Genomic DNA, 24,599 nt, shown 5'->3' on the forward strand with positions numbered 1-24,599 from the left:
CCGTGATCTACCGCGTGGCGGCCGACGGCGTGCTGGTACTGCACCTCGGCTTCATCCTGTTCGTGGTGTTGGGCGGGCTGTTTACGCTGCGCTGGCGGTGGGCGCCGCTTCTGCACCTGCCGGCCGTGGCCTGGGGCGTGTTCATCGAGCTGAGCGGGGGTATCTGCCCGCTCACGCCGCTGGAAAATCTCTTGCGCGCGAAGGCCGGTCAAGCGGGCTACGCGGCCGGCTTCATCGAGCACTACCTGCTGGCGCTGATCTACCCGCCCGGGTTGACGCCGCAGATCCAGGTTGTGCTCGCAGGCGTCGTGATCGTTGCCAATGTGCTCATCTATGCCTTCGTGCTGAGGCGGCGGCATTGATCCGGTCGGCCAGGTGCAGCGTCGGCCGCCCTCAGCAGATAGATGCATATCCGCCTTCAACCCCTCGCGGCTTGCGCCGCTCCTACGGCGGGAACAAACGCTGCGCAGCTCTCCTGTAGGAGCGGCGCCAGCCGCGAGCTTTTTTGAGCGGTCATCCGGCGTGGTCGCCTTCAACCCCTCGCGGCTTGCGCCGCTCCTACCGAGGGGCGGGGCGTTCAGATGCTTACTCTCCGGTTCGAATCGCTGACATCGATCACCGTTTGCGCGCCCGCCCCCAGGGCGAGGTCGTCGCCACGCTCGTCACGCGGTATGGCTGGATAGACGAGCAGGATGTTCGTCTCCGGAAAGATGCCGGCCAGACGCCCGGGTAGCCAACCCCTTGCCCTGCACGTTGCGGTGTCGTCGGTTAGACTCGGCCGCGGATCTGCAGCGAGAGGGCGGGATGCTGAGCGTATCGGGCGATGTGATCGAAGTGATGCGGGGTGCGTGCGACCTGCCGAGCGCGGAGGATGTCGCATGACGCCCCGGGGAGGCGCTAGCTCGATGAGATGGGTCTGGATGAGCGGTCTGCTTGCGCTGGTCCTGTCTGCCGCCATCACGGTTTACCTCTGGCCGCTCAGCCCGGGTGTCCTGGCACTGCAGTTCGCCTGGTTGCCGCGCACGTTCGGCGAGATCATTCACCTTTGGCCGCCCGAGGATCTTGAACGTTACCGCCGCCATCTCGTCGTCGATCATGTCTTGCTGCTGTCCTACGCGGCGTTCGGTTGGCTGCTCGCCACGCGTACCCGTGTGTTCGAGCCCTTGGGGCGGGCGGGGAGGGCGTTTGCGCGCATGTGCCTGCCGCTGGCGGCTGCCTTCGATGCGGCGGAGAATGCCTTTCATGCCTGGCTCACGGAGGTGCCGCGATTCGATACGCCGCTGACCTACCTGTTGTCGACCGCATGTTCGTCCCTGAAGTGGGCGCTGCTGTTCGTGTTTGCGGCGCTGCTCCTGTGGGCGTGCGCCCGCGGCGAGGACTGAGGCGGGGATTGCTGCTACGCTGTCCGCCAGTCCAGCCCTCAACATCAGGGAGTATCAGACCATGAACATCCGGACCTTGCTCATGAGTGGTGCCGCAGTGCTTGCGACCGCGGCGTCGGTCGTCGTGCTCAGCGCTGCGCCGTCGGCCGCCGAAAGCCGGGCGCAGGGCCTGCCCAGCCTGGAGCCGCTCGACTGCGTGTGCTCGCGCGGTGTCGAGCTCGGCGCCGCGGGCGCTGCCGTGTCCACCTTGCGCAACTGCCAGTGCGGTGCGATGCAGTGCGTTGTACATGTACAGTCGGGCCACCTGCAATGTCGATGAGGTCTGCCTCATGAAGCCGCGCGTCACGGTGATCACCCTCGGGGTGGATGAGCTCGAGCGCGCGCTGCGCTTTTACCGCGATGGCCTGGGCTGGCCGACCAAGGGGATCGTCGGCACCGAGTTCGAGCATGGCGCCGTAGTCTTTTTCGACCTCCAGCCGGGCTTGAAGCTGGCGCTCTTTGAGCGCGCGAGCCTGGCCCACGATGCGGGCGTGACAGTCGGCGCGAGGAGTTCCACCGAGTGCCTGCTCAGCCACAACGTGGCCAGTCGCGATGCGGTCGACGCCGTGGTGGCGCAGGCGAAGGCGGCCGGTGCGCCCATTCCGCAACCCGCGCGCGACACATTCTGGGGGGGCTACGCCGCTTACTTCCAGGACCCCGATGGTCACCTCTGGGAAGTGGCCTGGAACCCGAAGTGGCCGCTTCCCGAGGATTGAATACTTTGTGTTGCGGCACCGAGAGGCCCTTGCGTGCCGGGAAACCAATGGCGCACAGGCCGGTCCGTCTTCTGGGCTGGTGCCAAGATGGCGCCGGGCGCCGTTGGCGGCGTAGCATCCCCGCCCGCCTGCGCTTTGCAATGGAAACCATAGAGGCATCATGTCTTCACGTCGTACTCCCGTCCTGGCACTGAGCCTCGCTGGCCTTGCCGTCGTGGCTGCGCTCGCCTGGTATGTCAACCGCGAGCAGTCGGAGGGGCTGAAGGCCGATCGTCCGGGCCTCGCGGCGACCGTGACTGCAACGGGCGCCGCCGCGCCTGTGCGGGTCGAGGCGCAGACGGTACGGGCGCTGGCCCTCGCAGACGATGTAGCGGCGGTGGGCTCGCTGGTGTCGAACGAGTCGGTCGTGCTGCGCCCCGAAGTGTCGGGAAGGATCGCAGCGATCCGCTTTCGCGACGGCCAGGCAGTGGAGCGTGGCGAGGTGCTGGTCGAGCTCGATGCCGCGGTGCAGCGCGCCGAACTACAACAGGCGCGCGCCAACCTGACCCTTGCTGAGTCCAATTTCGGTCGGACCCAGGATCTGTTTGCACGCAAGTTCGTCAGTCAGAGCAGCCTCGACACCGCGCGTGCTCAACTTGAGGTGGCACGCGCGGGTGTGGCGCTGGCGCAGGCGCGGCTCGAGCGCATGCAGATCCGTGCGCCCTTCGACGCCGTAGTGGGCATTCGCAGCGTGAGCCCGGGCGATTTCGTGAAGGACGGCGATGCGCTGATCAACCTCGAGGATATCGCGACGCTCAAGGTGGATTTCCGCCTTCCCGAGCAGTATCTGGACCGTGTGCGTCGTGGCCAGGTGGTCGAAGTATCGAGCGACGTGCTGCCGGGCGAGCGCTTCAATGCTGTCGTGGATGCAGTCGATCCGCTCGTGGACGCCCAGGGGCGGGCAGTGCGGCTACGTGCGAACCTGGACAACCCGGACGGCCGTCTGCGCCCCGGAGTTTTCGCGCGTGTGCGCCTGATCCTCGCCGAGCGTAGTGGCGTGCTGGTGGTGCCGGAGGCGGCGTTGGTGCCGGCGCCGGGCAATGTGCAGTACGTCTATCAGGTCGTCGATGACACAGTGCGCAGGGTGGATGTCCGTACCGGGGTGCGCCGCAATGCTGTCGTCGAGATCACCGAGGGCTTGTCCGCAGGTGCGGTCGTGGTGACGGCCGGCCAACTGAAGCTGCGCGACGGTGCGCAGGTGACGCTCGCGGATGCGCCCAGCGGCGTGGCGCTGGCGGCGGACTGAGGCAGGCAGCGTGCGCATCTCAGACATCTGCATTCGCCGTCCGGTGTTCGCCACCGTGCTTTCCTTACTCGTGCTGCTGGTCGGGATGATGTCGTACTCGCGGCTTACCGTGCGCGAGTACCCCAATATCGATGAGCCGGTGGTGACGGTCGATACCCGTTACCGCGGTGCGAGCGCAGAGATCGTCGAGTCCCAGGTCACCAAGCCGCTTGAAGATTCGCTCGCCGGTATCGAGGGCGTGGATGTGCTGTCCTCGATCAGCCGCCAGGAGCGCAGCCAGATCACCGTACGCTTCCGCGTCGAGCGCGATGCCGACAGCGCCGCGGCCGACGTGCGCGACCGCGTTTCGCGCGTACGCCAGCGCCTGCCCGACGATATCGATGAGCCGGTGATCGCCAAGGTCGAGGCTGACGCCAGCCCGATCATATGGGTTGCGTTCTCGTCAGACCGCCACTCGCCGCTGGAGATGAGCGACTTTGCCAGCCGCATCATCAAGCCGCGCCTGCAGACCCTGCCCGGCGCAGCGGATGCGCGCGTGTTCGGTGAGCGTCGCTATGCGATGAGGATCTGGCTCGACCGCGACCGCATGGCGGCTTTCGGGCTCACCGTGCAGGATGTGGAAGACGCCATCCGGCGCCAGAATGTGGAGCTGCCCGCCGGACGCATCGAGAGTCGCGAGCGCGAGTTCGCGGTGGTGGCGCAGACCGACCTGGTCGAGCCGGCGCAGTTCGAGGCGGTAGTGCTGCGCCAGGCCGGCACCCCCGACGCCTACCCGGTGCGTATCCGCGACGTCGGCCGTGTCGAGGTGGCGCCCGAGAACGAACGCACTTCGGTACGCTTCATGGGCCGGCCGGCGATCTCTATCGGCCTCATCAAGCAGGCCACTGCGAATCCGCTCGACCTCAAGCGCGGCCTTGACGAGATGCTGCCACGCCTGCAGGCGGAGCTGCCGGAAGGCATGTCGATGACGATTGCCAACGACACCACGGTGTTCATCGAGCGCTCGATCGATGCGGTGTTCGCCACGATCTGGGAGGCGGTGCTGCTGGTGGCCGGCGTGTGCCTGTTCTTCCTGCGCAGCTGGCGTGCGATGCTGGTGCCGCTGGTAACGATCCCGGTGTCGCTGGTCGGCGCCTTCACGCTGATGTATGCCCTGGGCTTCTCGATCAACACCTTGACCCTGCTGGCGCTGGTTCTGGCGATCGGGCTGGTGGTGGACGATGCGATCGTGGTGCTGGAGAACATCTATCGCCATATCGAAGAAGGCATGGCGCCGCTGGCGGCAGCCTTCCAGGGTGCCAGGGAGATCGGTTTCGCGATCGTGGCGATGACGATCACCCTGGCCGCGGTTTATGCGCCGGTGGCCTTCATGACCGGGCGCACGGGGAAGTTGTTTACCGAGTTCGCACTCACTCTGGCGGGGGCGGTGCTGGTGTCGGGCTTTGTCGCGCTCACCCTGTCGCCGATGATGTGCGCGAAGCTGCTGCGCCACGAGCGCACGCATGGACCGGTGTACAACGCCATCGAACGTTTCCTGGGCGGGCTGACTCATGGCTACCGTGGCGTGTTGTCGGCCTCGCTGGAGCTGCGCTGGCTGGTGATGCTGGTGTTTGCCGTGGTTGCCGGGAGCTCGGTGTGGCTGATGGGGCAGCTCAAGACCGAGCTCGCTCCGCTCGAGGATCGAGGGCGCGTGGTCGGCTTGTTCAACGGTCCGGAAGGCGCGACGCTGGACTACATGGCGCGCTACGCACGCGAGCTCGAGGAGATCTACGCCAGCATTCCGGAAGTAGACCGCTACCTCGTGATCACCGGCAACCCGACGGTGTCGCAGGGTATCTCCTTTGTCGGGTTCGCCGACTGGAGCGAGCGCGCGCGCAGATCATCCGAGATCGCCTCCGAGTTGCAGCCGCGCATGCGTGCCGTGACCGGGGTCAATGCCTTTCCCAGCCTGCCGGCGTCATTCGGTCAGGGGGCACGTTCGCGGCCGGTGAGCTTCGTGGTGTCGACCTCGGACAGCTACGAGGAGCTTGCCGCCGTCGCCGAGGCTTTTCTCGATGCGATGCGCGACAACCCTGGCCTGGTGTCGCCCGACACCGACCTCAAGCTCACCATGCCCGAGCTGGCGGTGGAGGTCGATCGCGACCGCGCTGCAGACCTCGGGGTGGCCGTCGATGTCATCGGCCGTACGCTGGAGACCATGCTCGGCGGCCGCCAGGTCACGCGCTACAAGCAGGACGCCGAGCAGTACGAGGTGATCGTCCAGGTGGCGGCGGACGATCGCCGCGACCCGCGTGACATCCGCGACATCTATGTGCGAGCGCGCAACGGCGACATGGTGCCGCTGGCGAGCGTCGTTAAGGTGAGCGAGCGCGTCGCGCCGCGCGAACTCAATCACTTCGGCCAGCGCCGCTCGGTGACGATTTCGGCCAACCTGGCGCCCGATTACACGCTGGGCGAGGCCTTGAAGTGGATGGAGGCGACTGCAGAGCGCCTCCTGCCGCCGGGCTACGGTACCGACTACGACGGCCAGTCGCGCGAGTTCAAGTCGAGCTCGGCTAGCCTGGCGCTGGTGTTCGTGCTCGCGCTGGCTTTCATCTACCTGGTGCTGGCGGCGCAGTTCGAGAGCTTTCGCGATCCCTTCATCATCATGCTCACCGTGCCGCTGTCGATGACCGGGGCGCTTGGTGCGCTGTGGCTGACTGGCGGCACCCTCAATGTATATAGCCAGATCGGCCTGGTCACCCTGGTCGGCCTCATCACCAAGCATGGCATCCTGATCGTGGAGTTCTCCAACCAGCTGCGCGAGCAGGGGCAAACCCTGCGCGAGGCCGTGGTCGAAGCCGCGGTGCTGCGACTGCGCCCGATCCTGATGACGACTGGGGCGATGGTGCTGGGGGCGGTGCCCCTGGCGCTGGCGACCGGTGCCGGTGCCGAGAGCCGCCAGCAGATCGGCTGGGTGATTGTCGGCGGGCTGCTGATCGGTACCTTCTTCACGCTGTTCGTGGTGCCGACCGTCTACACGCTGCTGGCGCGTCGTGAGCGTGAGGCGCTGCCAGACGGGGCATCGGCACAGATCCAGACCTGAACAAGCGATCGGGCCCGCACCCCGCCCGTGGCGCGAGTGCGGGCCCGGTTGACCGTGTGTGCCGTTGTCAGCCTGCGGTCTCGGCCTTCTTCAGGTGCGCATAGATCTGATCCTTGATCAGCAGCTTTTCCTTCTTCATCACTTCGACTTCTTCGTGAGTGCCGAGCTCGATGTTCGCCTCGACGTTCTTGATCTTGTGATCCAGTTCGTTGTGGCGCTCGAAGAGCTGGGTGAAGTGACGGTCGGTGTTCTTGAGACGGGTGATCAGTTCGCGGTATTCGGGAAACATAGGCTCTCCTGCATTTCAGGCTTGGGAAAAGTCGCGATCTGTTAGCTGCAGTCTACTCCTCTCCCTGTGCCTCCGCGAGTGTCTGCCCGTGACCTGAAAGCCCTCGCGGCTGGCGCCGCGCCCACTGCAGCCGACCTGTACGCGGCCCCGCTGAGCTGTGGGGCGCGACGCGGGCGTTCAACCGAACAGGTAGGGGAAGAGTCTGTTGCGCTCCTCGGCGCTGAGCGCCTTCATGCGCTTGACGTTGCGCTCAGGGATGGCATCCACGTCGGGGTAGTGGGCGATGATCTTCTCCAAGCTCTCTTCGCGGATGATGTGAAGCAGCGGCCACGGCGAGCGGTTGGTGAGGTTGCCAGGGTCATCGCTGTCGGTGTCGGCGAACTGGTACTGGGGATGGAAGCTTGCGACCTGCAGTTCGCCTTCCCAGCCGAAGTGCTCGACCCAGAGGTCTACGGCATCGAGGAAATCATTGTAGTCGGCGAAGTCCTCGAGCATGTCGGGGATGGCGAGCAGCGTGGTCTCGAGCTGTTCCGCCGGGGTGTCCGACAGGCGCTCGAGTTCGGCCTGCAGGTCGTTGAGCAGCGCTTCCTCGTCGCGCGCATGGCTGACGGCGATGCGCACGCGCCCCTCGCGCCGTGGTTTGGCGGCGAAGGGACAGAGCTCGAGGCCGATGACGACTTCGTCGAGCCACTGCTCGACGTCGCTGATGATCTGTTCGTCCATGGGTTTCCGTTGCTTGGGGTAAGAAATGGGCTGGAGGGAGTGGGGCGGCGGGGTACTTGCGCTCAGCTGTCGAGCAGGCTGAATGCCGCCGCGCGCACGGCCTCGGTGAGGTCCGGGCGCAGGCAGTCGAGCTCGATCAGGTCCGGCCATGTTTCGCGGAACTGTCTTTGCCAGGTGAGCTGGCGCTTGGCGAGCTGGCGGGTGGCGGCGATACCCTTGAAGCGCAAGTCATCGTAGCCGATCTCGCCGTCCAGGTACTCCCACGCCTGGCGATAGCCGACACAGCGCATCGAGGGCATCGCCGGGTCGAGCCGGTATTTGCGGCGCAACTGGCGGACCTCATCAACGAACCCAGCGTGCAGCATGGCATCGAAGCGCTGTTCGATACGCGCATGAAGCGCGCCGCGCTCTGCCGGTGCGAGCGCGATCGGCAGTAGCCTGCAAGGCAGAGCGTTGTCTTCCTTGCGCCCATAGCTTTCGGCCAGCGGTAGGCCGGTGAGACGCACGATCTCAAGGGCGCGCTGGATGCGCTGCGCGTCGCCCGGTTCGAGGCGTGCGGCAGCGTCGGGGTCGAGGCGGGCAAGCTCGGCATGCAGGGCCGGCCAGCCCCGCGCTGCGGCCTCTGCGTCGATGGCGCGGCGCAGGACAGCGTTGGCGGCTGGCAGGTCGGAGAGGCCGTCGCGCAAGGCCTTGAAATAGAGCATGGTGCCCCCCGCGAGCAGGGGGATCCGTCCGCGCGCGCTGATCTCCGCCGTCAGCCGTACCGCGTCTGCGCGAAACCGTGCGGCGGAGTAACGCTCTTCCGGGGACACGACATCGATGAGGTGGTGCGGGCACGAGGCACGTTCCTCGGTGCTCGGCTTTGCCGTGCCGATGTCCATGTCGCGATACACCAAGGCCGAGTCCACGCTGATGATCTCGACTGGCAGGTGCCGCGCAAGCGCCAGTGCGCAGGCGGTCTTGCCGCTGGCTGTCGGGCCAAGGAGCAGCAGTGCTGGGGGGAGCGGCGGCGAGGGGTCCGAGGTCACGGTCAAGGGGCGCGGGAGGCAGGAGTCGAGCAGCGTTGTCAAGCGCGCGGATTATCGCTCACCAGGACCGACAATGGGAAAGGGGGCGATGGGCGGCGCTCGAAGCTCGCTATCCATCGCCCCCTGCGCGCCGGGTGGCGGGCTGCGTCAGCGGTTCGCGCGCAACATCGATCGCGTCACGCTGTCGAGGGGGAGCGCGTAGTCATGCACGGCCAGCACCACGTTGGTGTCGGGCTCGATCACCTTGAGGTTGATGAAGACCATCTCGCTGCTCTGGGCGTAGGTGCCGACCACGACCGCCTGCGCCTCATGTGCCGTGGCGATGTCGCGGATCTCGCGCGTCAGCATGAGTTCGCCCTGGTCGCGCGCCATGTAGACGTTATTGCGCAGCTTCATCTCGATCATGCGGTAGCCGGCGAGGGTGAAGCGTGCTGCAACCTGTTCGGAGACCACACGGCCGAGTGTGGAGGATCTATCGAGCGCATCGATGTTCACCACCGTTGCCGCGATGAGGGGATGGCCTGCGACCAGTTGGCCCTGAAGGCGGCTTAGCAGCGTCGTCGCTGCAGCGTAATTCGCGGGGATCAGCGGATTGGCGGCGGCCTGCTCGTAGGTTGGGGCCTTGCTTTCATTGATGTTGTTGGTGGCGCAACCACCCAGGCCGAGAGCGAGTGCGCCGGCGAGCCCGGCGAGGAGGGTTCGACGCATGCTCATCATTCACCCCCCACGACGGAGAAGGTCTTCGTCCTGGCGCGCGGGGCGGGCGAGTACAGCTGACGGTCGGCGTCCGCAACGTAATAGACGCTGGTGTTGCGTGTCAGGTACTGGTTGGCGTCGGTCACGCTGGTGGTCACGATAACTTCCATCGACGGGGTGCTGCCCGCGGCGAACTCCGATTGGAACCAGGCATACGCATCGGCTCCGCCGACCGCGAGGAGCGCAGCCTTGGCTGGGCCGTTGGATGCGTACTCCACGATGTCGTAGAGCGCCCAGAGCCCGGCACCCAGCGCGGTAGCTGTGCCAGCATGGCGGTATTGGGGGCGGTCAGCGGCGAACGGGACGGCCTGGGTCTCCACGCCGACGCGGAACGCCCCTTCGGGTGCGCGCATCACCGGATGGCCGGCATCGATGAGTGCGGTCATCAACTGGCCGACGAAGGCGCGCTCGAAAGTGGATGCTTCTGCATGCTGGTTGATGAAGAGGGGCGCATGTTGCGGAAGCCCGGCCGAGATCTTTCCTGCGACGTCACGCGCGATCAGGTTCCAGTGTGCAGCGGCCTGCAGCTTCGGCTGCTTGCTGGTCTCGAAATTGGTCGCCAGCGGGGCAGGTGCGTGGGGTGTGGCGCAGGCCGCTGCCAGCAGGGCAGCGGCCGCGGCCGCGATGATGGGTGTGGCGCAGGCCGCTGCCAGCAGGGCAGCGGCCGCGGCCGCGATGATGGGTGTCTTCATGGAGCAGGGTCTCCGCAGCGAGAACGCTTGGTCATTGCTGAATAATGACAAGTGCGTAATTGGTGATTTAAAAGGCGTATGTCAAGCCACTGGCGAGGCTAACAGAAGGGACTGGCAGGCTCAATTGGCGATGGAAGCACCCTGCGGCATATTTCCGTATCGGGCTTCTGCCCTATTTTTAGGCAGAGGCTCTTTGGTGTCTCGTCTCAAGGACTTGCGCTGCTTATCCACAGCTTGTCCCTATGCCCGCTCACGGTCGCTGGGGAAAACGGACCACGCCCGAGGGCTCGGATCTGCGCCTGTCGAGCTTGTCCGCATACATCGCGTGATCGGCATGGCGGAGCAGGCTCTCCGGGCTGTCGCCATCGTCGGGATAGAGTGCGCCACCGATCGCGCCGCCGACGCTCAGTCCGAGGCCTGCGATCTGGGGTGTGGTGAGGGGCGCGCGCAGTACGGCTTCGACGTGGAGACGAACCTGATCGAGTGCGGGGCGGTCGGTGACGTTGTCGGTGACGATCACGAACTCGTCCCCGGCGTAGCGGGCGACGAGGTCTTCCGCGCGAACGCTGTGCGCGAGACGGTTGGCAATCTCCTGCAGCACCTGGTCGCCGATCTCGTGACCGTGGTTGTCGTTGATGCTCTTGAAGCGGTTGAGGTCGATGAACAGCACGCCGACGTGCGGGTTGCGCCGGTCATTGCGTGCGCGCTCGATGCGGCGCTGCAACTGCTGGAGCAGGGCCTCGCGGTTGGCGAGCCCGGTCAGGCGGTCGGTGCGCAGGCGGTCCTGCATGCGCTCGAAGCTGCGTGCAAGCTCGCCGATCTCGTCACGGCGCACGATGCCGACCGGCGTCTCGAGGTCGCCGTCACCGATGCGGCTGGCGACTGCCGCCAAGCTGCGCAGATCGCGCGACACCCAGCTCAGGATGCCGAGGCCGATCGCGACCGCGACCATCACGGCGATGGTCGCCAGCACGACCGTGCGGCGTACGTTCTCGATGACGTCGCCGAGGAAGTCGCTGGCTGGCATTGCGACCACGGTAACCCAGTCGAGGCCTGCTGCATCGCGCACGCGGTCGATGGCGGCATGGATCTGGTTGCCCTCTGGGTCGACAAACTCGAATACCCGCGGCAGCTTCTCGTCGCTGACGACCGCAATGCGGTCGCGTACCGTCAGGTAGCTCGCCTTGAGCAGGGGGTGGTCGCTCTCCGCCGCTTGCAGCCGCCCGTAGCTGCCATCGGGCAGCACGACCACGTTGGCGCTCGCTGACGAGGCGATCAGATTGCCGTCCGGCTCCACGATGAAGGCGATGCCGTTGGGCGATACCTTGAGGCGGCCGACGAAGTCATTGAGCGCCTTGAGCGCGACGTCGGTGGCGACCACGCCGGCGAATTCATTGTCGGGTCCCAGCACGCGGCGCGCACGCGTCGCCACCAGCTGCAGGGTGCCGAAATCGATGTAAACCGATGTCCAGGTGTGGCCGTCGGTCGTCTTGCCGTTTGCATACCACGGGCGTGTGCGCGGATCGAACAGCGTGGTTTCCCGGCGGACGAACTCGAGGTGGCCGTCGACACCCTGGTAGCGGTAGATGGCGCGATGTTCGTCCGCGCGCAGTTTCATGCGCAGCTCGACCTCATCGCTCGAGCGGCGATGCAGCCCCAGCCCCTGGCCAGCTTCGTTGCCATAGTAAACGTAGTCGTTCGGGTCGGTATGGATGGAGGTTGCCACCCAGAAGCGGTTGCGGATGTCGTGGAAGTCCTGCTCGATGGTCGGTGGTGCGGGCATGCCCTCGGGGAAGGCCGACTCGAGCACTGCGCTCGAACCGACGACGTGCCGGTCGACGGCCTGAGTGATCCGACCGACGGTTTCGAGCAGCAATTGACCCGAGACTGTAGACAGGGCGCGGCTTCCCGCCGAATAGGAGAGCACCCCGAGGGCCACGGCGAGGCCAACGAGGAGCAGCACATAGGGCACGATCAGCACGAGCCGCAGGGAGATGGATTGCAGGAGGCGGGTCGGCATGGCGTTGGTTCGCGTTACAGACTGGCAGTCGCTAAGGCCCTGATTCTCGGACCTTGTGGGGAAGTGCGCAAGGCAGGGTCATCCGCAAGGCGGTGCCGACGAAGCCGACAAGCGCAGGTCATGGACTTGCGGTTATCATCGCGCCTCGCCCGGTCGCTGCTGGAACCGGGTTCGTCTTCGAAATCCCCCGGAGTGTTGTCTTGAAGATCTTCTCGCCGTTGTACGCGCGCACGATGGCATGGTCGCGGCATCGACGCGCCCCCTGGTTTCTAGGTGGGCTCAGCTTTGCGGAGTCGTCATTCTTCCCGATTCCCCCTGATGTGATGCTGGCGCCGATGTGCCTGGCAAACCCGCGGCGGGCAATGTGGTTCGCCTTGCTCACGACGCTGGCTTCGGTTGCGGGCGGTGTGCTTGGGTATGTCATCGGGTACTTCGCATTCGACGCGATTGAGCCGTGGCTGCGCGAGACACGCTACTGGGCGGCCTACGAGCAGGCGGTAGCCTGGTTCGATACCTGGGGTTTCTGGGCAATCTTCGTCGCGGGCTTCTCGCCGATTCCGTACAAGGTGTTCACGATCGCAGGGGGCGTGGCGTCGATGGCGCTGGCGCCCTTCGTGCTGGCCTCGCTGGTGGGCCGTGGGGCGCGCTTCTTCCTTGTAGCCGGGCTGATGGCCTGGGGCGGCGAGCGCATGGAGGCCGTGCTGCATCGCTACGTCGACCGCCTGGGGTGGGCGACGGTCGCCGTGGTTGTGGTGGGGGCGCTGATCTACAGTTTATAGGTACGCGCAGGGGCTTGCGTCTTGGCGCGCCGGCGCTACTGGGGTGCCGGCACTACTGGCCGCGCATGAAGAAGCGATCGAGTTCTGCCATGCTGAACTGCGTCCAGGTCGGCCGTCCGTGGTTGCACTGGTCTGCGCGCTCCGTGGCCTCCATGTCGCGCAGCAGCGCATTCATCTCGGGCAGGGTGAGCTGGCGATTGGCACGTACTGCGCCATGGCAGGCCATCGTAGCGAGCAGTTCGTTGCGGCGCGTCGTCACCACCTCGGTGGCTGGGTATTCGCGCAGTTCCTGTAGGAGCTGGCGCATCAGTTCGGCCACGGGGGCGCCGGCGAGGAGGGCAGGCACGCTGCGTACGGCGAGTTCCTGCGGCCCGGCGGTGCTCACGTCGAACCCCATGCCGGCGAGGACTTCGCGGCATTCCTCTGCGGCGGCCATGTCCTTGGCGCTGACCGAAAACACGGCTGGAATGAGCAGGCGCTGGACGGCGGGCCGGCCATCGAGCACCGTCTTCAGGCGCTCGTAAAGGATGCGTTCGTGCGCTGCATGCATGTCCACCAGCACGAGGCCATGCGTGTTCTGCGCCAGGATATAGACCCCATGCAGTTGGGCGAGCGCGAAGCCGAGCGGCGGCGCTGCGCCCTCGTCTGCAGACAGGGTCCTGGTTGGCCATGCGGTTGTGCTTGCCGCGGCCTGGACTGGCGCAGCGTCGCCGACAGGGCGGGCGCCAGCGGCGAAGTCCAGGTAGCTGCGGCTTGCGGCTTCCATGGCGAGCTGGCCCTGGCGCGCTGGGGCGGCAGACCAGGCGTGCCAGGTCTGAGTCCCGGCGTTGCCCGTGCTGCTGCCGGTGAGCGCAGACGTGGCGGCCATGCCAAGCATGCTGTCGGCGGACACTGCCCGATGCTGCGGCGCAGTCGAGCTCGCGTCCGGTTCGATGCGGTTTGCACCGCTTTCGGCGAGCGTGCGCTTCAGCGCGTGGTAGATGAACTGGTGGACCGCACGCGCCTCGCGAAAGCGCACCTCGATCTTGGCTGGGTGCACATTCACATCGACGCCCGCCGGGTCGAGCTCAAGAAAAAGGACATACGCCGGATGGCGGCTGCCGTGCAGGATGTCGGCATAGGCTTCGCGCACTGCATGGGTGAGCAGCTTGTCACGCACGAAACGGCCATTGACGAAGAAGAACTGCGCGTCGCGGCTCGACCGCGAGTAGGCGGGCAGTGAGGCGAAGCCGGCCAGCCTCAGCGGCCCGGCATCTGCTTCCACCTGGCGCGCCTGGGCAACGAAGTCGTCCCCCATCAAGGCTGCGACCCGTTGCGCGGCAGGTGAGGGCGGCAGGCGGTGGGTCACGCGCCCGTTGTGTGCGAGCTGCAGGCTGATGTCCGGACGGGCGAGTGCGACGCGGCGGAACACGTCGTCGCAGTGCGCGTACTCGGTGGCCTCGGTCTTGAGGAACTTGCGTCGTGCCGGGGTGTTGAAATAGAGGTCGGCCACTTCGACCACGGTGCCCTGGTTGAGCGCGGCAGGCGCGATGCTGCGATCGCTGCCGTCGATGCGCCAGGCGTGAGTCGCAGCTTCGGCGCGGCTGGTGATCGTGGTGCGGGCGACGGCGGCAATTGCAGCGAGCGCTTCGCCCCGAAAGCCCATGGTGCCGACGCGCTCGAGGTCGTCGAGCGACGCGATCTTGCTGGTGGCGTGACGTTCGAGGGCGAGGGCAAGCTCCTCGCGATCGATGCCGCAGCCGTCGTCGGTGACCCTGATGCGGCGCACGCCGCCCTGTTCGAGCTGGACCTCGATCGCACGCGCGCCGGCATCCACTGCGTTCTCGAGTACCTCCTTGAGGACCGAGGCCGGGCGTTCGACAACCTCGCCTGCGGCGATCTGGTTGACCAGCAGGTCGGGAAGGCGGTGTATGTGGGGCATGGCGTGCTTGGATGATGAGCCGACGGCTGGGCGGCCTCGCATTATAGGCGCTGAGCTGCAGGCCGGGCCGCGGCGCCGGCCGTGCGCGCCTTGGCTCGAGGGGCAGGGCATGATCGGCAAGCGCTCGGTTATGATCCAGGGTCAGGGGCAATAGCGGGGGCGCAGGGCAGATGCATCAAGCTGAGCGGGGGTTGCCGGCACGGGCCACAGGCGTCCACCTCGGTGTGGTCTGCCTGATGTTGGTGCTAGCGGTGGCGCTCGGAGGCTGCTCGTCGCCGGGGACGGCGCCTTCTGAGCAGCGCGCGCGTGGTTTCGACCTGCGCCAGCTGCTCAAGACCGACATCAACCGCGTCGCCGAGCGCCATCAGCAACATGTGTTCGCCAGCTTGCGCCGCCTTGCCGACAAGCTGTACAAGCGCAATCCCGATGAGTGGCGCAAGGGTGGTGCGGGCAGTGCCGAGGCAGCGATCTCGAGGATCTTCGACGAGAAGCATCGCTGGCGTTTTGCATCGCTAGGTAACCGTCGCGACCTCGACGCCATGCAGATTGCGCTGCATCCGGAGTATCGCGGCGACCGGGTCCAGGCCCTCGTCGTCGGGCTCGCCAGCATGGTGCAGGCCGCCCTCGGCGATCGCGAAGTTTTTTACATGCTGGATGATCTGGAGCCCCAGCACATCTACAATGCCGCCCGTAACGTAGAGATTGCAGCGTGGAAGCTCGCGACGGCGCGCGACCCTTCGGGGCGCCCGCTGTTGTTGTCCAACGAGATGGGCGAGGTTGCCAACCTGAGCTTCGAGCGCGAGTTCGGTCGCATCATCGGGCTGCTCGATGCGCTCGCCGATATCGTCGAGGACGAAACCGACCGCACCGTCACACGCGTGGTCCAGAACCTCGGCACCGCGGTCTTCCTGCCTGTGTATTGAGCCAGCCAGCTACTTTGAAAGTGCCCGTGCTGGAGCCTGTTTCCCGACTCCCTCATTGCCATGAAGTCCATCGTCATCCTTATCTCCGGCCGCGGCAGCAACATGGAAGCCATTGTGCGTTCACGCATACCCGGCGCCCGCATCGCCGCGGTGATCAGCAACCGGCCGCAGGCGCCGGGCATTGTCTTTGCGCGTGAGCACGGCATCGACACCGCGGTGGTCGACCACACCGCCTATCCGGATCGCGAGGGTTTCGACGCGGCGCTGATCGAGGCCATTGATGCCCACCGTCCGGATCTCGTGGTGCTTGCCGGTTTCATGCGCCTGCTCACGGCCGGCTTCGTGCGCCATTACGAGGGCCGTTTGCTCAATATCCACCCTTCGCTGCTGCCTGCTTTCACCGGGCTCAACACGCATCGCCGCGCCCTCGAGGCCGGGGTGAGGGTGCACGGCACGACGGTGCATTTCGTAACTGCCGAACTCGATTGCGGCCCGATCGTCGTCCAGGCGGCGGTCGAGGTGCGCTGCGGTGACGACGAGGCGGCACTGGCCGCGCGCGTTCTCGAGCAGGAGCACCGCATCTATCCGCAGGCCGTGCGCTGGTTCGTTGACGGGCGGCTGTCCATTGATGCGCACGGACGGGTGAGCCTGCGCGACGCGCCTGATGAGCCGCTGCCTGCACTTGTTTCGCCGCGCCTCGAGCCCTCGGGTGGGGGCGTGTCGTGAGCGGCAGCCTGCGCTTTGTCGTGCTGCTCTGCCTGGCCTGCCTGGTGCCCGCGGCCGCAGCAGCGGGTTTTGCCGATCCGCCGGCGACTGGCAGCATGCGTTTCGACGTTCATTACGGTTCTCAAGGCTTCAAGGTTGGCAGTGCCCAGCACAGCTGGTCCCTTGCGGATGGACGCTATGAGCTCGAACTCGAGCTTGAGGCGCGCGGGCTCGCGGGTCTGTTCGGCTTGCAGTACCGTCAGCACAGCCGTGGGCTGCTGAGCGGGGCGGGCTTGCGGCCCGAGCTGTTCAGTGTCGAGCAGCGCGGACGCAAGAGCGAGGCAGCGCATTTCGACTGGCCGGCGGGGCGTGTCAGCATCCGCCGCGAGGGTGCGGAGCGGCGCAGCGGTACGCTCGAGGCGGGGGCGCAGGATCTGCTCAGCCTGTGGCACCAGGCCAGCCACGTCGCCCGTAATGGAAGGCCTGTCAGTCTTCAGGTCATCACCAACAAGAGCGTCAAGGACGCAGTGCTGGAGCCGGACGGCAAGGAGTCTCTGAGCCTGCCCATCGGCAAGGTGGAGACCTTGCGCCTGCGCGCGCACGCCGAGGATGGCGGGCTGAACATCCGGATCTGGCTGTCGGTAGACCATGGGCTGCTGCCGGTGCGCATCCGCATCGAGGACGAAAAGGGCGGAGTGCTGGATCAGCGCGCCGCCGCGATTGAAACGGGACGCCCGGCGGCGACCGCAACAGGAACCAAGAACTGACATGACCAAGACGAGCAAACCCGGCCGCCCGCGCACGGCAGGCAGAACTGCCACGACCGGCCGAACCGACAGGGCGGCGCGCCCGCAAGAGGCCGGCGCTGTCACTGGGGCGGGGATTTCGCGGCAGCTATTCATTCAGGCAACCCAGGCCCTGGGGGCAGTGCTCGCCTTCGAGTACCCGGCCGATGCGGTGTTGTCGCGCCATTTCCGTGACAACCGCGAGCTCGGACATCGCGACCGCGGCTTCATTGCCGAGGCGGTGTATGGCGTGCTACGCCGCTTGCGCTGGCTGCGCCGGCTGGCCGGTGCGGAGGCCACGCCGCGCATGCTGCTGCTGGCCTGGTTCGCGCGTGGTGAAGGCTGGCCGATGCGTAATTTCGAGGGCCTGGTGAGCGCTACCGAGAGCGATTGGCTTGCTTCCGTCAAGGCTGCCGACGCTGGCGAGATGAGTCTCGCCGAGCGCGTCGACCTGCCCGACTGGCTGGCCGAGCGACTGCTGCAGCAGATGGACGAAGCCGAGCTGGTGGCGCTTGCACATGGGCTGAACCGGCCGGCGCCGCTCGACCTGCGGGTGAACCTGCTCAAGGCCGACCGCGACGCGGTGCTGGCGCAGCTGCAGGCCGGTGGTGTTGCCGCCGAGCCCGGCAGGCTGTCGCCGCAGGCCATCCGGCTCGCGGCCAAACCGGCGCTGCAAAAGCACCCGCTGTTCCTGGACGGCAGCTTCGAGGTCCAGGACGAGGGCAGCCAGCTGCTTGGCCTGCTGGTGCAGCCGCGGCGCGGGGAGTTGGTGGTCGATTTTTGCGCTGGCGCGGGTGGCAAGACGCTGCAGCTGGGGGCGCTGATGCGCTCGACGGGCCGCCTGTATGCCTTTGATGTGTCGGACAAGCGGCTGGCCAAGCTCAAGCCGCGCATGGCCCGCGCCGGTCTGTCGAACGTGCACCCGGTGCTGATTGCCCATGAGGCCGATGCCAAGGTCAAGCGCCTGGCCGGCAAGGCCGACCGCGTGCTGGTCGATGCGCCATGCACCGGCCTGGGTACCTTGCGCCGCAATCCGGACCTGAAATGGCGCCAGTCGCCTGCAGCAGTCGAGGAGATGGTCGCCAAGCAGGGGGCGATCCTGGCTGCGGCGGCGCGTCTGGTGCGCCCGGGCGGCCGCCTGGTGTATGCCACCTGCAGTCTGCTCGCGGAAGAGAACGATGCCATCGTCGACGCCTTCCTGGCTGCGCACCCTGGTTTCGCGCAGCTGTCGGCCCAGGACATCCTCGACAAGCAGGGGGTGGTCGTCGCCACTGGCGAGCGCCTGCGCCTGATGCCCCATGTGCACGACACCGACGGGTTCTTTGCTGCGGTGATGGAGCGCCGTGCCGAGGCTTGAGCACGCGCGCTGCGGCCCGGGTATCTGCGCCGGAGTGCTGCTCGCGGCCAGTGTGGTATTCGTTACGCCGGCGCTGGCCAGCCAGCGTTTTGCCGCCAAGGGCGAGGTTGAGCTGGCCTTCTCGCCCAGGGACAATACCGAGCAGGTCGTGATCGACCTCATTGCGGCTGCGCGCAAAAGCCTGCAAGTGCAGGCCTACGTGTTTACCAGCCGCAGCATCGCCGATGCCATGGTGGCGGCGCGCCAGCGTGGCGTGAAGGTGGAGGTGCTGGCCGACGCGCAGATGAACCGCCGCGAAAAGGGCAATGCCATCCCGCGCTTGCTGGCGGGCGGGGTGCCGGTCGCTTTCGAGACCAAGTACAACGCCGCCCACAACAAGCTCATCATTGCCGATGCCGAGGGGCCGGCCTGTGCGGTGCTCACCGGTTCCTACAACTTCACCTGGTCGGCACACAATCGCAACGCGGAAAATCTGCTCATCGTGCGCGGACATTGCGAGCTGGCACGCGCCTACCGCGACAATTGGCTGCGCCACCGTGCCGAAGCTGCGCCTGTCAAGTCGCTGCCATGGCGGCCTTGACCCGATTGTGGACGGCGTGAAAGCGTATTGAACGCTTGGTCGTGCGCGCCGGTCTCAAGCTGGCGTATGCGCGCGGCGGCGCGTTCCGGGTAGTGGTTTCTGGTTTGCTGCGCGCGCTGGCGTAGAATCCAAGCGCTGTGTTCCTCAGAGGTGTTGTCACGCATGTATAACGGGCTGTTCGATCTTCCCTGGTGGGGCTATGTTGTCGTCGCACTCGCGCTCACCCACGTCACCATCGCTGCGGTGACGATCTTTCTGCATCGCCATCAGGCGCACCGTGCGCTGGACCTGCACCCTGTGCCCAGTCACTTCTTCCGCTTCTGGCTTTGGCTCACGACGGGTATGGTCACGCGCGAATGGGCGGCGATCCACCGCAAGCACCACGCCAAATGCGAGACGGCCGAAGATCCTCATAGCCCGCAGACGCGTGGCCTGGCGAAGGTGCTATGGCAGGGGGCGGAGCTCTATCGTGCCGAGGCCAAGAATGCCGAAACGCTCGCACGCTACGGCCACGGTACGCCGGACGACTGGCTCGAGCGCAACGTGTATCGCCATTCCGTGCTCGGCGTCTCGATCATGCTGGTCATCGATCTCATTGCGTTCGGTCCGATCGGCCTGACGATCTGGGCGGTGCAGATGGTGTGGATCCCTTTCTGGGCGGCAGGCGTGGTCAACGGGCTCGCGCACTATTGGGGCTATCGCAACTACGATTGCAGCGATGCATCGCGCAACATCCTGCCCTGGGGCATCCTGATCGGCGGTGAGGAGCTGCACAACAACCACCACAGTTTCGCGACGTCGGCCAAGCTGTCGGCGCGCTGGTATGAGTTCGACATTGGCTGGATGTACATCCGCATGCTGGAGATGCTTGGTCTGGCGAAGGTCAAGAAGACGATCCCCAAGCCGCGCCTGGTCGAGGCCAAGGCGGTGCCGGACCTGGATACCTTGCAGGCGGTCGTCACCCACCGCTACGACGTGATGACGAACTACATGCATTCGCTGCGCAAGCTTTGCGCTGCCGAGTTGAAGCGTGTCAAGCGCGATGCGGTGAGCGGTCTGGACGTCAGGGCAGTGCGGCGCTGGGTGCTGTCCGGCGAGGAGCGCCACCTTGGCGACGCGCAGAAGGAGCAGGTGCGCGTCGCCGTCGGCATGAGCCCGGCGCTGGCAACCGTGGTTGCGATGCGCGAGGAGCTGGCGGCGATCTGGGCACGCTCCAGTGCATCGCGTGAGCAGCTGCTGGCGCAACTGCAGGACTGGGTTACGCGCGCCGAGCAAAGCGGGATTGCCCAGCTGCAGGAGTTCGCCCTGCGCCTGCGCCGCTACGCTGTCTGAACAGCGGCGCCCGGCAGGCCGGGCTTCAGGTGCGTACGGCGTCGGCCCAGCAGTTGGGCGTTTCGTAAAGTCGTACGCGCTCGAGCCGCAGGTGGTTGCCGTAGGTGTCGCGGTAGGCGGGATCGAGCAGGCGGAATGCCTCCGCGGCGAGATTCTCGGCGGTGGGAACGAGGTCCAGCACGACGGTCTTGTGTTCGGGCATCGAGGTGAGGAAGTCGAGCACCCGGGTGTCGCCACGATAGACCAGGAAAGCGTGGTCCCAGCGGTCCACGACGAGTTCCTTGGCGATGCGCTTGACGTCGGCGAAGTCCATGATCATGCCATTGACCGGAAGGCCGTCGGCCTTGATCACCTCGCCCGAAAGGGTGATCTCGAGCGCATAGCGATGCCCATGAAGGTGGCGGCATTGGCTGGCATGGTCGGGGATCCGGTGACCGGCATCGAACTCGAGGCGGCGGGTGATGCGCATGGCGACTCTCTCTTGTGGGGGCGCGGATTATAGCACCGGGGGCGCTGCTGCCGGTGTCCACGGAAATTGCAAGTCTCTGAGCTGACGATGAATTCTTCCATTTCTTCGGGGGCGCCGGCAAACCGCGCCAGCACCCTGGACATCCGAAACCACGACCGCGATCTCGCCGGGCTCACCTATGTGTATCCGGTGCTGTCAAGGCGAGCGGGTGGGGTGTCGATCGGCATCAACCTCAACCCGAACAATGCCTGCAACTGGCATTGCGTGTATTGCCAGGTGCCTGGCCTGGTGCGGGGCAAGGCACCGGAGATCGATCTTGCCCGACTGCAGGACGAATTGCGCGGCTTCCTCGCCGACCTCATCCACGGCAGCTGGATGGCGCGCCACGTTCCCGATGGTGCGCGTGTCATTCGCGACATTGCCTTCTCTGGAAACGGCGAGCCGACGAGTGCGGCGGTCTTCGGCGAGGCGGTCGAGCTGGTTGCCGGGCTCAAGGCGGAGTTCGGCCTTGCGGCGGATGCCGTGCCGCTCAGGTTGATCACCAATGGCAGCCTGTTGGGCCAGGCGCGCGTCCTCTCCGCAGTGCGCCGGCTGGCGGATGCGGGGGGAGAGGTGTGGTTCAAGGTCGATGCAGGCACGGTGGACGGTATCGAGCGCATCAATGGCGTACACCTGGAGCCGGAGGCCGTCGCACGCAACTTGCAGCGCTGCGCGCTGGCCTGTCCTACCTGGGTTCAGACCTGCATGTTCCGTTGGGATGGTCAGGTACCCGCGGACGCGGACATCGAGGCTTATCTCGGGGTGCTCGAGGCGGCCGGACTGGAGCACTTGCGCGGGGTGCTGCTGTACGGAGTTGCACGTCCGTCCATGCAGGCGGAGGCGTCACGACTCAGCGCCTTGACCAGCGACGAACTCGAAGCGATTGCCGAGCGCATCAGAAAAAAAGGGCTGACGGTATCCGTCAGCCCTTGAGCTCGATTGCCCGGTGATCAGCGCTCCTTGCGCTTGGCACGGGCTTCCTTCTTGAGCGTCTTGTAAAGCTCGGGGTTGGTCGCCTTGAGGTACTCGGCGACATCCACGTCGTCGCGCTTGACCTTGTTGATGTCGATTTGCTCGACATGCACCAGGCGCAGCAGCGCCTGCACGGGGCGAGGGATGTTGCGCCCGCTTTCGTAACGCGACCCGCCACTCTGGGTCACGCCGATCTTGGACCAGAACTGCGACTGGTTCAGGCCGAGCTTTCGGCGAATTTCGCGAACATCGATTTTTTCGGTGACTTTCATTACGGTATTCCTTTTTCTCTTGACCAAGGTGGACACGGCAACGGGGTCGACTCTGGCATGGGGTGAATGGGTTTCCTATGACCTAAGTCATAGGGTGTATGAAGTATAGATCACTATCCTTTCCTCATACAATGTGGTTTTTGTTGTTTTAGTTGAAATCTGTGATTTTTTGCCTGATGTGCTCTGTCTGCCGGCGTCCTCCGGCAAATTCCTGTCCGGACGCCTTCGACGGTAGTGACGAGGCACTTTCACGTCAAATTGGATACGACAATGGCACTAATAGTTCAGCTTGACGCCGTCGTGTGCTGACCTTCCTTCGGGGGGGGCGGCTCGATTCGGCCAATGGTGCGATGCATGAAAAAGGCGCGTGAACGTGTTTGACCGATAGCCCCGAACTCGCTATGATCGCGCCTTCCTGATGGAGACGTGGCCGAGAGGTCGAAGGCACTCCCCTGCTAAGGGAGCATGCGGGCTAAAACTCGCATCGAGGGTTCGAATCCCTCCGTCTCCGCCAGAGCACTGAAGCCCCTTGTTTCGAGGGGCTTTTTTGCGTTTACGCGGTGCAGGTCGAGGCGATGGACCTTGTCAGCGTTCATCTTGGGCGACCACGGTAGGCCGCTGTTCTGCCAGCCGTTCTTTTGGCGGAATCCGGCCTGTGTCCCTTCCTTGATCACTTCGCCCTGGAAACCGTTGATGACGTGGCGTGCGTTGGCAAAGCCGCTCTCGCGCAGAAAGGCGGCGTGATCAGCGCTATGTCACCGAGGTTACACAGGACTGCCGTGCAAGGACGCCAGGCGTACGACGGCCAGGGCGATGCCGAGCAGACAGGCGGTACCCGAGAACATCAGGCGCCAGGCCAGGTGTCGTGGTACGAAGCCGACGCCACGCACGAAGCCCGCGCTCATGGCCCAGAACAGTGCCATAGCGGCCCAGTGGTCCGCGCCGCCCTGCGGACCGGAGAGGGCGGCGGGCCAGGCGGTGATGCCGAGCATGATCGCGATGGCTGTCAGCAGCGGCAGCAGGCTGATCCCGCCGGTCGGCGCGGCGGGCGGGTGGGGGGCGACCTTCGTGTTCATCGTGGCCTCCTTGCCGCCTTCAGTGCGCGCCGCTGCCGTTCGGGCGACCCGGATCGGCGTCGAGACGGGGCTGTCGCAGTGCGTCGGCGCGCGCCTCTTCGCGCGCCTGTTCATTTTCGCCCCACAGGGCGTTGAGGATGGCCAGCAGCACGGCGAAGCCGATGCCCAGGACCCAGGCGAAATACCACATGTCGTTCTCCTTGTTTCGTGTGCGCGCTCAGTATGCGGAGTGCTCGTTCTCGCGGATGTAGGCTGCGGTGACTTTGCCTGCCATCACGCTGTAGGCCCAGCTGGTGTAGGCAACGATGATCGGCATGAAGATCAGTGTGGCCCAGAACATGATGCCCAGCGTGCGATGGCTGGAGACCGCATCCCATACGGTGAGGCTGGCACCCGGCACGGTGGAGGAGGGCATCACGAAGGGGAACATGGACACGCCGGCGGTGCCGATCACGCCCACGATGGCGAACGACGAGGCGACGAAGGCGGCTAGGGTGCGGCCCTTCCACACCAGCAGCAGCGCGGCGATGCCGCCGACGTAGCCCAGCGCCGGCACCAGCATCGTCAGCGGCGCCTTGCCATAGTTGGCCAGCCAGGCGCCGGGCTGCAGTTCGACCGTCTTGGCGAGTGGGTTGGGCAGCGCCGCGGTGTCCACCGCAGAGGTGATGGCGTAGCCGAAGCCGCCGTTGGCGATCCACAGTCCTGCGGCGGTGAAGCCGACCAGCATCAGCGTGCCGAAGATCAGCGCGGCGGTGATCGAACGGCGCTGGATGTCGCCCTCGGTGCGGTGTGCGAGGTAGATCGCGCCGTGGAAGGTGATCATCGCCGTGCTCACCACGCCGGCGAGCAGCGCAAAGGGGTTGAGCAGGCCCCAGAAACTGCCGGTGTAGTGGGATACCAGGGTGTCGTCGAAGTGGAAGGGCACGCCTTGCAGCAGGTTGCCGAAGGCCACGCCGAAGATCAGCGGCGGCACTGCACCGCCGATGAAGAGCCCCCAGTCCCAGGTGCTGCGCCAGGCGGCGTTGTGGATCTTGCTGCGGTAGTCGAAGCCCACCGGGCGGAAGAAGAGCGCCCACAACACCGCCAGCATCGCCCAGTAGAAGCCCGAGAAGGCTGTGGCATAGACGATCGGCCAGGCGGCGAAGATGGCACCGCCGCCGGTGATGAACCACACCTGGTTGCCGTCCCAGTGCGGGCCGACGGTGTTGATGACGACGCGGCGCTCCTCGTCGTTCTGGCCGACGAAGGGCAGCAGCGTGCCCACGCCCATGTCGTGGCCGTCCATGATGGCGAAGCCGACGAGCAGCACGCCCACCAGCAGCCACCAGATGATTTTGAGGGTGGGGTAGTCGAGGATCATGATGTGCGCTCCGG

Annotated in this window: 26 protein-coding genes and 1 tRNA gene; 15 read left to right on the forward strand and 12 right to left on the reverse strand. The window is 65.9% G+C overall.

Features of this window, described 5'->3' with window-relative positions; translation table 11 throughout:
- Window positions 1–2 precede the first annotated feature (2 nt).
- The 6 genes from P7F68_RS03370 to P7F68_RS03395 all read left to right on the forward strand — a co-directional run bounded on the left by P7F68_RS03370 (window position 3) and on the right by P7F68_RS03395 (window position 6,507).
- A complete protein-coding gene (locus tag P7F68_RS03370; protein WP_277830729.1) occupies window positions 3–362 on the forward strand; it encodes a DUF2784 domain-containing protein in 360 nt (119 codons plus the stop codon).
- Between the two features lie 543 nt (window positions 363–905).
- Complete coding sequence (locus tag P7F68_RS03375) at window positions 906–1,382, forward strand: hypothetical protein (RefSeq protein WP_277830731.1); 477 nt, start codon at window positions 906–908, stop codon at window positions 1,380–1,382.
- 61 nt (window positions 1,383–1,443) lie between these two features.
- Window positions 1,444–1,701: a hypothetical protein gene (locus P7F68_RS03380; protein ID WP_002935830.1), complete on the forward strand. Its 258-nt coding sequence runs from the start codon at window positions 1,444–1,446 to the stop codon at window positions 1,699–1,701.
- A gap of 10 nt (window positions 1,702–1,711) precedes the next feature.
- Window positions 1,712–2,137 carry a VOC family protein gene (locus P7F68_RS03385; protein WP_002923681.1) on the forward strand — a complete coding sequence of 142 codons (426 nt, stop codon included), beginning with the start codon at window positions 1,712–1,714 and terminating at the stop codon, window positions 2,135–2,137.
- A gap of 160 nt (window positions 2,138–2,297) precedes the next feature.
- The gene (locus P7F68_RS03390) at window positions 2,298–3,422 is read left to right on the forward strand and encodes an efflux RND transporter periplasmic adaptor subunit (RefSeq protein ID WP_277830733.1); all 1,125 of its coding nucleotides are present in this window, start codon (window positions 2,298–2,300) and stop codon (window positions 3,420–3,422) included.
- 10 nt (window positions 3,423–3,432) lie between these two features.
- The gene (locus P7F68_RS03395) at window positions 3,433–6,507 is read left to right on the forward strand and encodes an efflux RND transporter permease subunit (protein WP_277830735.1); all 3,075 of its coding nucleotides are present in this window, start codon (window positions 3,433–3,435) and stop codon (window positions 6,505–6,507) included.
- A gap of 67 nt (window positions 6,508–6,574) precedes the next feature.
- On the opposite strand, the gene P7F68_RS03400 is transcribed toward P7F68_RS03395, so the two are convergent.
- From P7F68_RS03400 to P7F68_RS03425, 6 genes are all read right to left on the reverse strand, one after another.
- Window positions 6,575–6,796, reverse strand: coding sequence for an HP1242/YdcH family protein (locus P7F68_RS03400; protein ID WP_002935824.1), 222 nt, complete (start codon window positions 6,794–6,796; stop codon window positions 6,575–6,577).
- A gap of 177 nt (window positions 6,797–6,973) precedes the next feature.
- Complete coding sequence (locus P7F68_RS03405; RefSeq protein ID WP_002935821.1) at window positions 6,974–7,519, reverse strand: DUF1415 domain-containing protein; 546 nt, start codon at window positions 7,517–7,519, stop codon at window positions 6,974–6,976.
- Window positions 7,520–7,581: 62 nt separating this feature from the next.
- On the reverse strand, window positions 7,582–8,580 hold the full coding sequence (gene miaA / locus P7F68_RS03410) for a tRNA (adenosine(37)-N6)-dimethylallyltransferase MiaA (RefSeq protein WP_277831214.1): 999 nt from the start codon (window positions 8,578–8,580) through the stop codon (window positions 7,582–7,584).
- A gap of 114 nt (window positions 8,581–8,694) precedes the next feature.
- Window positions 8,695–9,255: a FlgO family outer membrane protein gene (locus P7F68_RS03415; RefSeq protein ID WP_277830740.1), complete on the reverse strand. Its 561-nt coding sequence runs from the start codon at window positions 9,253–9,255 to the stop codon at window positions 8,695–8,697.
- A gap of 5 nt (window positions 9,256–9,260) precedes the next feature.
- Window positions 9,261–9,995: a hypothetical protein gene (locus P7F68_RS03420; protein ID WP_277830742.1), complete on the reverse strand. Its 735-nt coding sequence runs from the start codon at window positions 9,993–9,995 to the stop codon at window positions 9,261–9,263.
- Between the two features lie 250 nt (window positions 9,996–10,245).
- Entirely contained in the window at window positions 10,246–12,015 is a 1,770-nt protein-coding gene (locus tag P7F68_RS03425) for a diguanylate cyclase domain-containing protein (RefSeq protein WP_277830744.1), read from the reverse strand.
- A 200-nt stretch (window positions 12,016–12,215) separates the two neighbouring features.
- On the opposite strand from P7F68_RS03425, the gene P7F68_RS03430 reads away from it, so the two are divergent.
- A complete protein-coding gene (locus P7F68_RS03430; protein WP_277830746.1) occupies window positions 12,216–12,794 on the forward strand; it encodes a YqaA family protein in 579 nt (192 codons plus the stop codon).
- Between the two features lie 52 nt (window positions 12,795–12,846).
- Here P7F68_RS03430 and mutL read toward each other — a convergent pair whose 3' ends face one another.
- The gene (gene mutL, locus P7F68_RS03435) at window positions 12,847–14,715 is read right to left on the reverse strand and encodes a DNA mismatch repair endonuclease MutL (RefSeq protein WP_277830748.1); all 1,869 of its coding nucleotides are present in this window, start codon (window positions 14,713–14,715) and stop codon (window positions 12,847–12,849) included.
- Between the two features lie 236 nt (window positions 14,716–14,951).
- On the opposite strand from mutL, the gene P7F68_RS03440 reads away from it, so the two are divergent.
- The 6 genes from P7F68_RS03440 (at window position 14,952) to P7F68_RS03465 (ending at window position 20,397) form a co-directional block, all read left to right on the forward strand.
- Entirely contained in the window at window positions 14,952–15,638 is a 687-nt protein-coding gene (locus tag P7F68_RS03440; RefSeq protein WP_198291736.1) for a hypothetical protein, read from the forward strand.
- Window positions 15,639–15,698: 60 nt separating this feature from the next.
- On the forward strand, window positions 15,699–16,364 hold the full coding sequence (purN, locus tag P7F68_RS03445; protein WP_002923706.1) for a phosphoribosylglycinamide formyltransferase: 666 nt from the start codon (window positions 15,699–15,701) through the stop codon (window positions 16,362–16,364).
- On the forward strand, window positions 16,361–17,110 hold the full coding sequence (locus P7F68_RS03450; protein WP_277830753.1) for a DUF3108 domain-containing protein: 750 nt from the start codon (window positions 16,361–16,363) through the stop codon (window positions 17,108–17,110). Before purN ends, P7F68_RS03450 begins: the two co-directional genes overlap by 4 nt.
- Before the next feature lies 1 nt (window position 17,111).
- Window positions 17,112–18,485: an RsmB/NOP family class I SAM-dependent RNA methyltransferase gene (locus P7F68_RS03455; RefSeq protein ID WP_270069580.1), complete on the forward strand. Its 1,374-nt coding sequence runs from the start codon at window positions 17,112–17,114 to the stop codon at window positions 18,483–18,485.
- The gene (locus P7F68_RS03460) at window positions 18,472–19,065 is read left to right on the forward strand and encodes a phospholipase D family nuclease (RefSeq protein ID WP_277830757.1); all 594 of its coding nucleotides are present in this window, start codon (window positions 18,472–18,474) and stop codon (window positions 19,063–19,065) included. The genes P7F68_RS03455 and P7F68_RS03460 overlap by 14 nt, the downstream gene beginning before the upstream one ends.
- Before the next feature lie 162 nt (window positions 19,066–19,227).
- Entirely contained in the window at window positions 19,228–20,397 is a 1,170-nt protein-coding gene (locus P7F68_RS03465) for a DesA family fatty acid desaturase (RefSeq protein ID WP_277830759.1), read from the forward strand.
- A 25-nt stretch (window positions 20,398–20,422) separates the two neighbouring features.
- Here the strand turns inward: P7F68_RS03465 and queD are convergent, their stop codons facing one another.
- Window positions 20,423–20,866: a 6-carboxytetrahydropterin synthase QueD gene (gene queD / locus P7F68_RS03470; protein ID WP_002923714.1), complete on the reverse strand. Its 444-nt coding sequence runs from the start codon at window positions 20,864–20,866 to the stop codon at window positions 20,423–20,425.
- A gap of 87 nt (window positions 20,867–20,953) precedes the next feature.
- Between queD and P7F68_RS03475 the strand changes: the two genes are divergently transcribed.
- A complete protein-coding gene (locus tag P7F68_RS03475) occupies window positions 20,954–21,838 on the forward strand; it encodes a radical SAM protein (protein WP_002923718.1) in 885 nt (294 codons plus the stop codon).
- Between the two features lie 17 nt (window positions 21,839–21,855).
- Here P7F68_RS03475 and P7F68_RS03480 read toward each other — a convergent pair whose 3' ends face one another.
- Complete coding sequence (locus P7F68_RS03480; protein WP_002923721.1) at window positions 21,856–22,149, reverse strand: helix-turn-helix domain-containing protein; 294 nt, start codon at window positions 22,147–22,149, stop codon at window positions 21,856–21,858.
- A 420-nt stretch (window positions 22,150–22,569) separates the two neighbouring features.
- Between P7F68_RS03480 and P7F68_RS03485 the strand changes: the two genes are divergently transcribed.
- A tRNA-Ser gene (locus P7F68_RS03485) sits at window positions 22,570–22,663 on the forward strand.
- 250 nt (window positions 22,664–22,913) lie between these two features.
- Here P7F68_RS03485 and P7F68_RS03490 read toward each other — a convergent pair.
- From P7F68_RS03490 to cydB, 3 genes are read right to left on the reverse strand one after another with little or no spacing between them, the layout of a single operon-like run.
- The gene (locus P7F68_RS03490; RefSeq protein WP_002923722.1) at window positions 22,914–23,225 is read right to left on the reverse strand and encodes a cyd operon YbgE family protein; all 312 of its coding nucleotides are present in this window, start codon (window positions 23,223–23,225) and stop codon (window positions 22,914–22,916) included.
- Between the two features lie 19 nt (window positions 23,226–23,244).
- On the reverse strand, window positions 23,245–23,415 hold the full coding sequence (gene cydX, locus P7F68_RS03495; RefSeq protein ID WP_277830766.1) for a cytochrome bd-I oxidase subunit CydX: 171 nt from the start codon (window positions 23,413–23,415) through the stop codon (window positions 23,245–23,247).
- A gap of 27 nt (window positions 23,416–23,442) precedes the next feature.
- Entirely contained in the window at window positions 23,443–24,585 is a 1,143-nt protein-coding gene (cydB, locus tag P7F68_RS03500) for a cytochrome d ubiquinol oxidase subunit II (protein WP_277830768.1), read from the reverse strand.
- Window positions 24,586–24,599 lie beyond the last annotated feature (14 nt).

This window comes from Thauera mechernichensis, from assembly GCF_029588855.1.
Lineage (GTDB): Bacteria > Pseudomonadota > Gammaproteobacteria > Burkholderiales > Rhodocyclaceae > Thauera > Thauera mechernichensis.

Excerpts from the sequence above, each read along its gene's own strand:
- P7F68_RS03375 (WP_277830731.1), top strand. The coding sequence starts at position 906 with ATGAGATGGGTCTGGATGAGCGGTCTGCTTGCGCTGGTCCTGTCTGCC.
- P7F68_RS03380 (WP_002935830.1), top strand. The coding sequence starts at position 1,444 with ATGAACATCCGGACCTTGCTCATGAGTGGTGCCGCAGTGCTTGCGACC.
- P7F68_RS03385 (WP_002923681.1), top strand. The coding sequence starts at position 1,712 with ATGAAGCCGCGCGTCACGGTGATCACCCTCGGGGTGGATGAGCTCGAG.
- P7F68_RS03390 (WP_277830733.1), top strand. The coding sequence starts at position 2,298 with ATGTCTTCACGTCGTACTCCCGTCCTGGCACTGAGCCTCGCTGGCCTT.
- P7F68_RS03400 (WP_002935824.1), bottom strand. The coding sequence starts at position 6,796 with ATGTTTCCCGAATACCGCGAACTGATCACCCGTCTCAAGAACACCGAC.
- P7F68_RS03405 (WP_002935821.1), bottom strand. The coding sequence starts at position 7,519 with ATGGACGAACAGATCATCAGCGACGTCGAGCAGTGGCTCGACGAAGTC.
- P7F68_RS03415 (WP_277830740.1), bottom strand. The coding sequence starts at position 9,255 with ATGCGTCGAACCCTCCTCGCCGGGCTCGCCGGCGCACTCGCTCTCGGC.
- P7F68_RS03420 (WP_277830742.1), bottom strand. The coding sequence starts at position 9,995 with ATGAAGACACCCATCATCGCGGCCGCGGCCGCTGCCCTGCTGGCAGCG.
- P7F68_RS03425 (WP_277830744.1), bottom strand. The coding sequence starts at position 12,015 with ATGCCGACCCGCCTCCTGCAATCCATCTCCCTGCGGCTCGTGCTGATC.
- mutL (WP_277830748.1), bottom strand. The coding sequence starts at position 14,715 with ATGCCCCACATACACCGCCTTCCCGACCTGCTGGTCAACCAGATCGCC.
- P7F68_RS03440 (WP_198291736.1), top strand. The coding sequence starts at position 14,952 with ATGTTGGTGCTAGCGGTGGCGCTCGGAGGCTGCTCGTCGCCGGGGACG.
- purN (WP_002923706.1), top strand. The coding sequence starts at position 15,699 with ATGAAGTCCATCGTCATCCTTATCTCCGGCCGCGGCAGCAACATGGAA.
- P7F68_RS03455 (WP_270069580.1), top strand. The coding sequence starts at position 17,112 with ATGACCAAGACGAGCAAACCCGGCCGCCCGCGCACGGCAGGCAGAACT.
- P7F68_RS03465 (WP_277830759.1), top strand. The coding sequence starts at position 19,228 with ATGTATAACGGGCTGTTCGATCTTCCCTGGTGGGGCTATGTTGTCGTC.
- queD (WP_002923714.1), bottom strand. The coding sequence starts at position 20,866 with ATGCGCATCACCCGCCGCCTCGAGTTCGATGCCGGTCACCGGATCCCC.
- P7F68_RS03475 (WP_002923718.1), top strand. The coding sequence starts at position 20,954 with ATGAATTCTTCCATTTCTTCGGGGGCGCCGGCAAACCGCGCCAGCACC.
- P7F68_RS03480 (WP_002923721.1), bottom strand. The coding sequence starts at position 22,149 with ATGAAAGTCACCGAAAAAATCGATGTTCGCGAAATTCGCCGAAAGCTC.
- P7F68_RS03490 (WP_002923722.1), bottom strand. The coding sequence starts at position 23,225 with ATGAACACGAAGGTCGCCCCCCACCCGCCCGCCGCGCCGACCGGCGGG.
- cydX (WP_277830766.1), bottom strand. The coding sequence starts at position 23,415 with ATGTGGTATTTCGCCTGGGTCCTGGGCATCGGCTTCGCCGTGCTGCTG.
- cydB (WP_277830768.1), bottom strand. The coding sequence starts at position 24,585 with ATGATCCTCGACTACCCCACCCTCAAAATCATCTGGTGGCTGCTGGTG.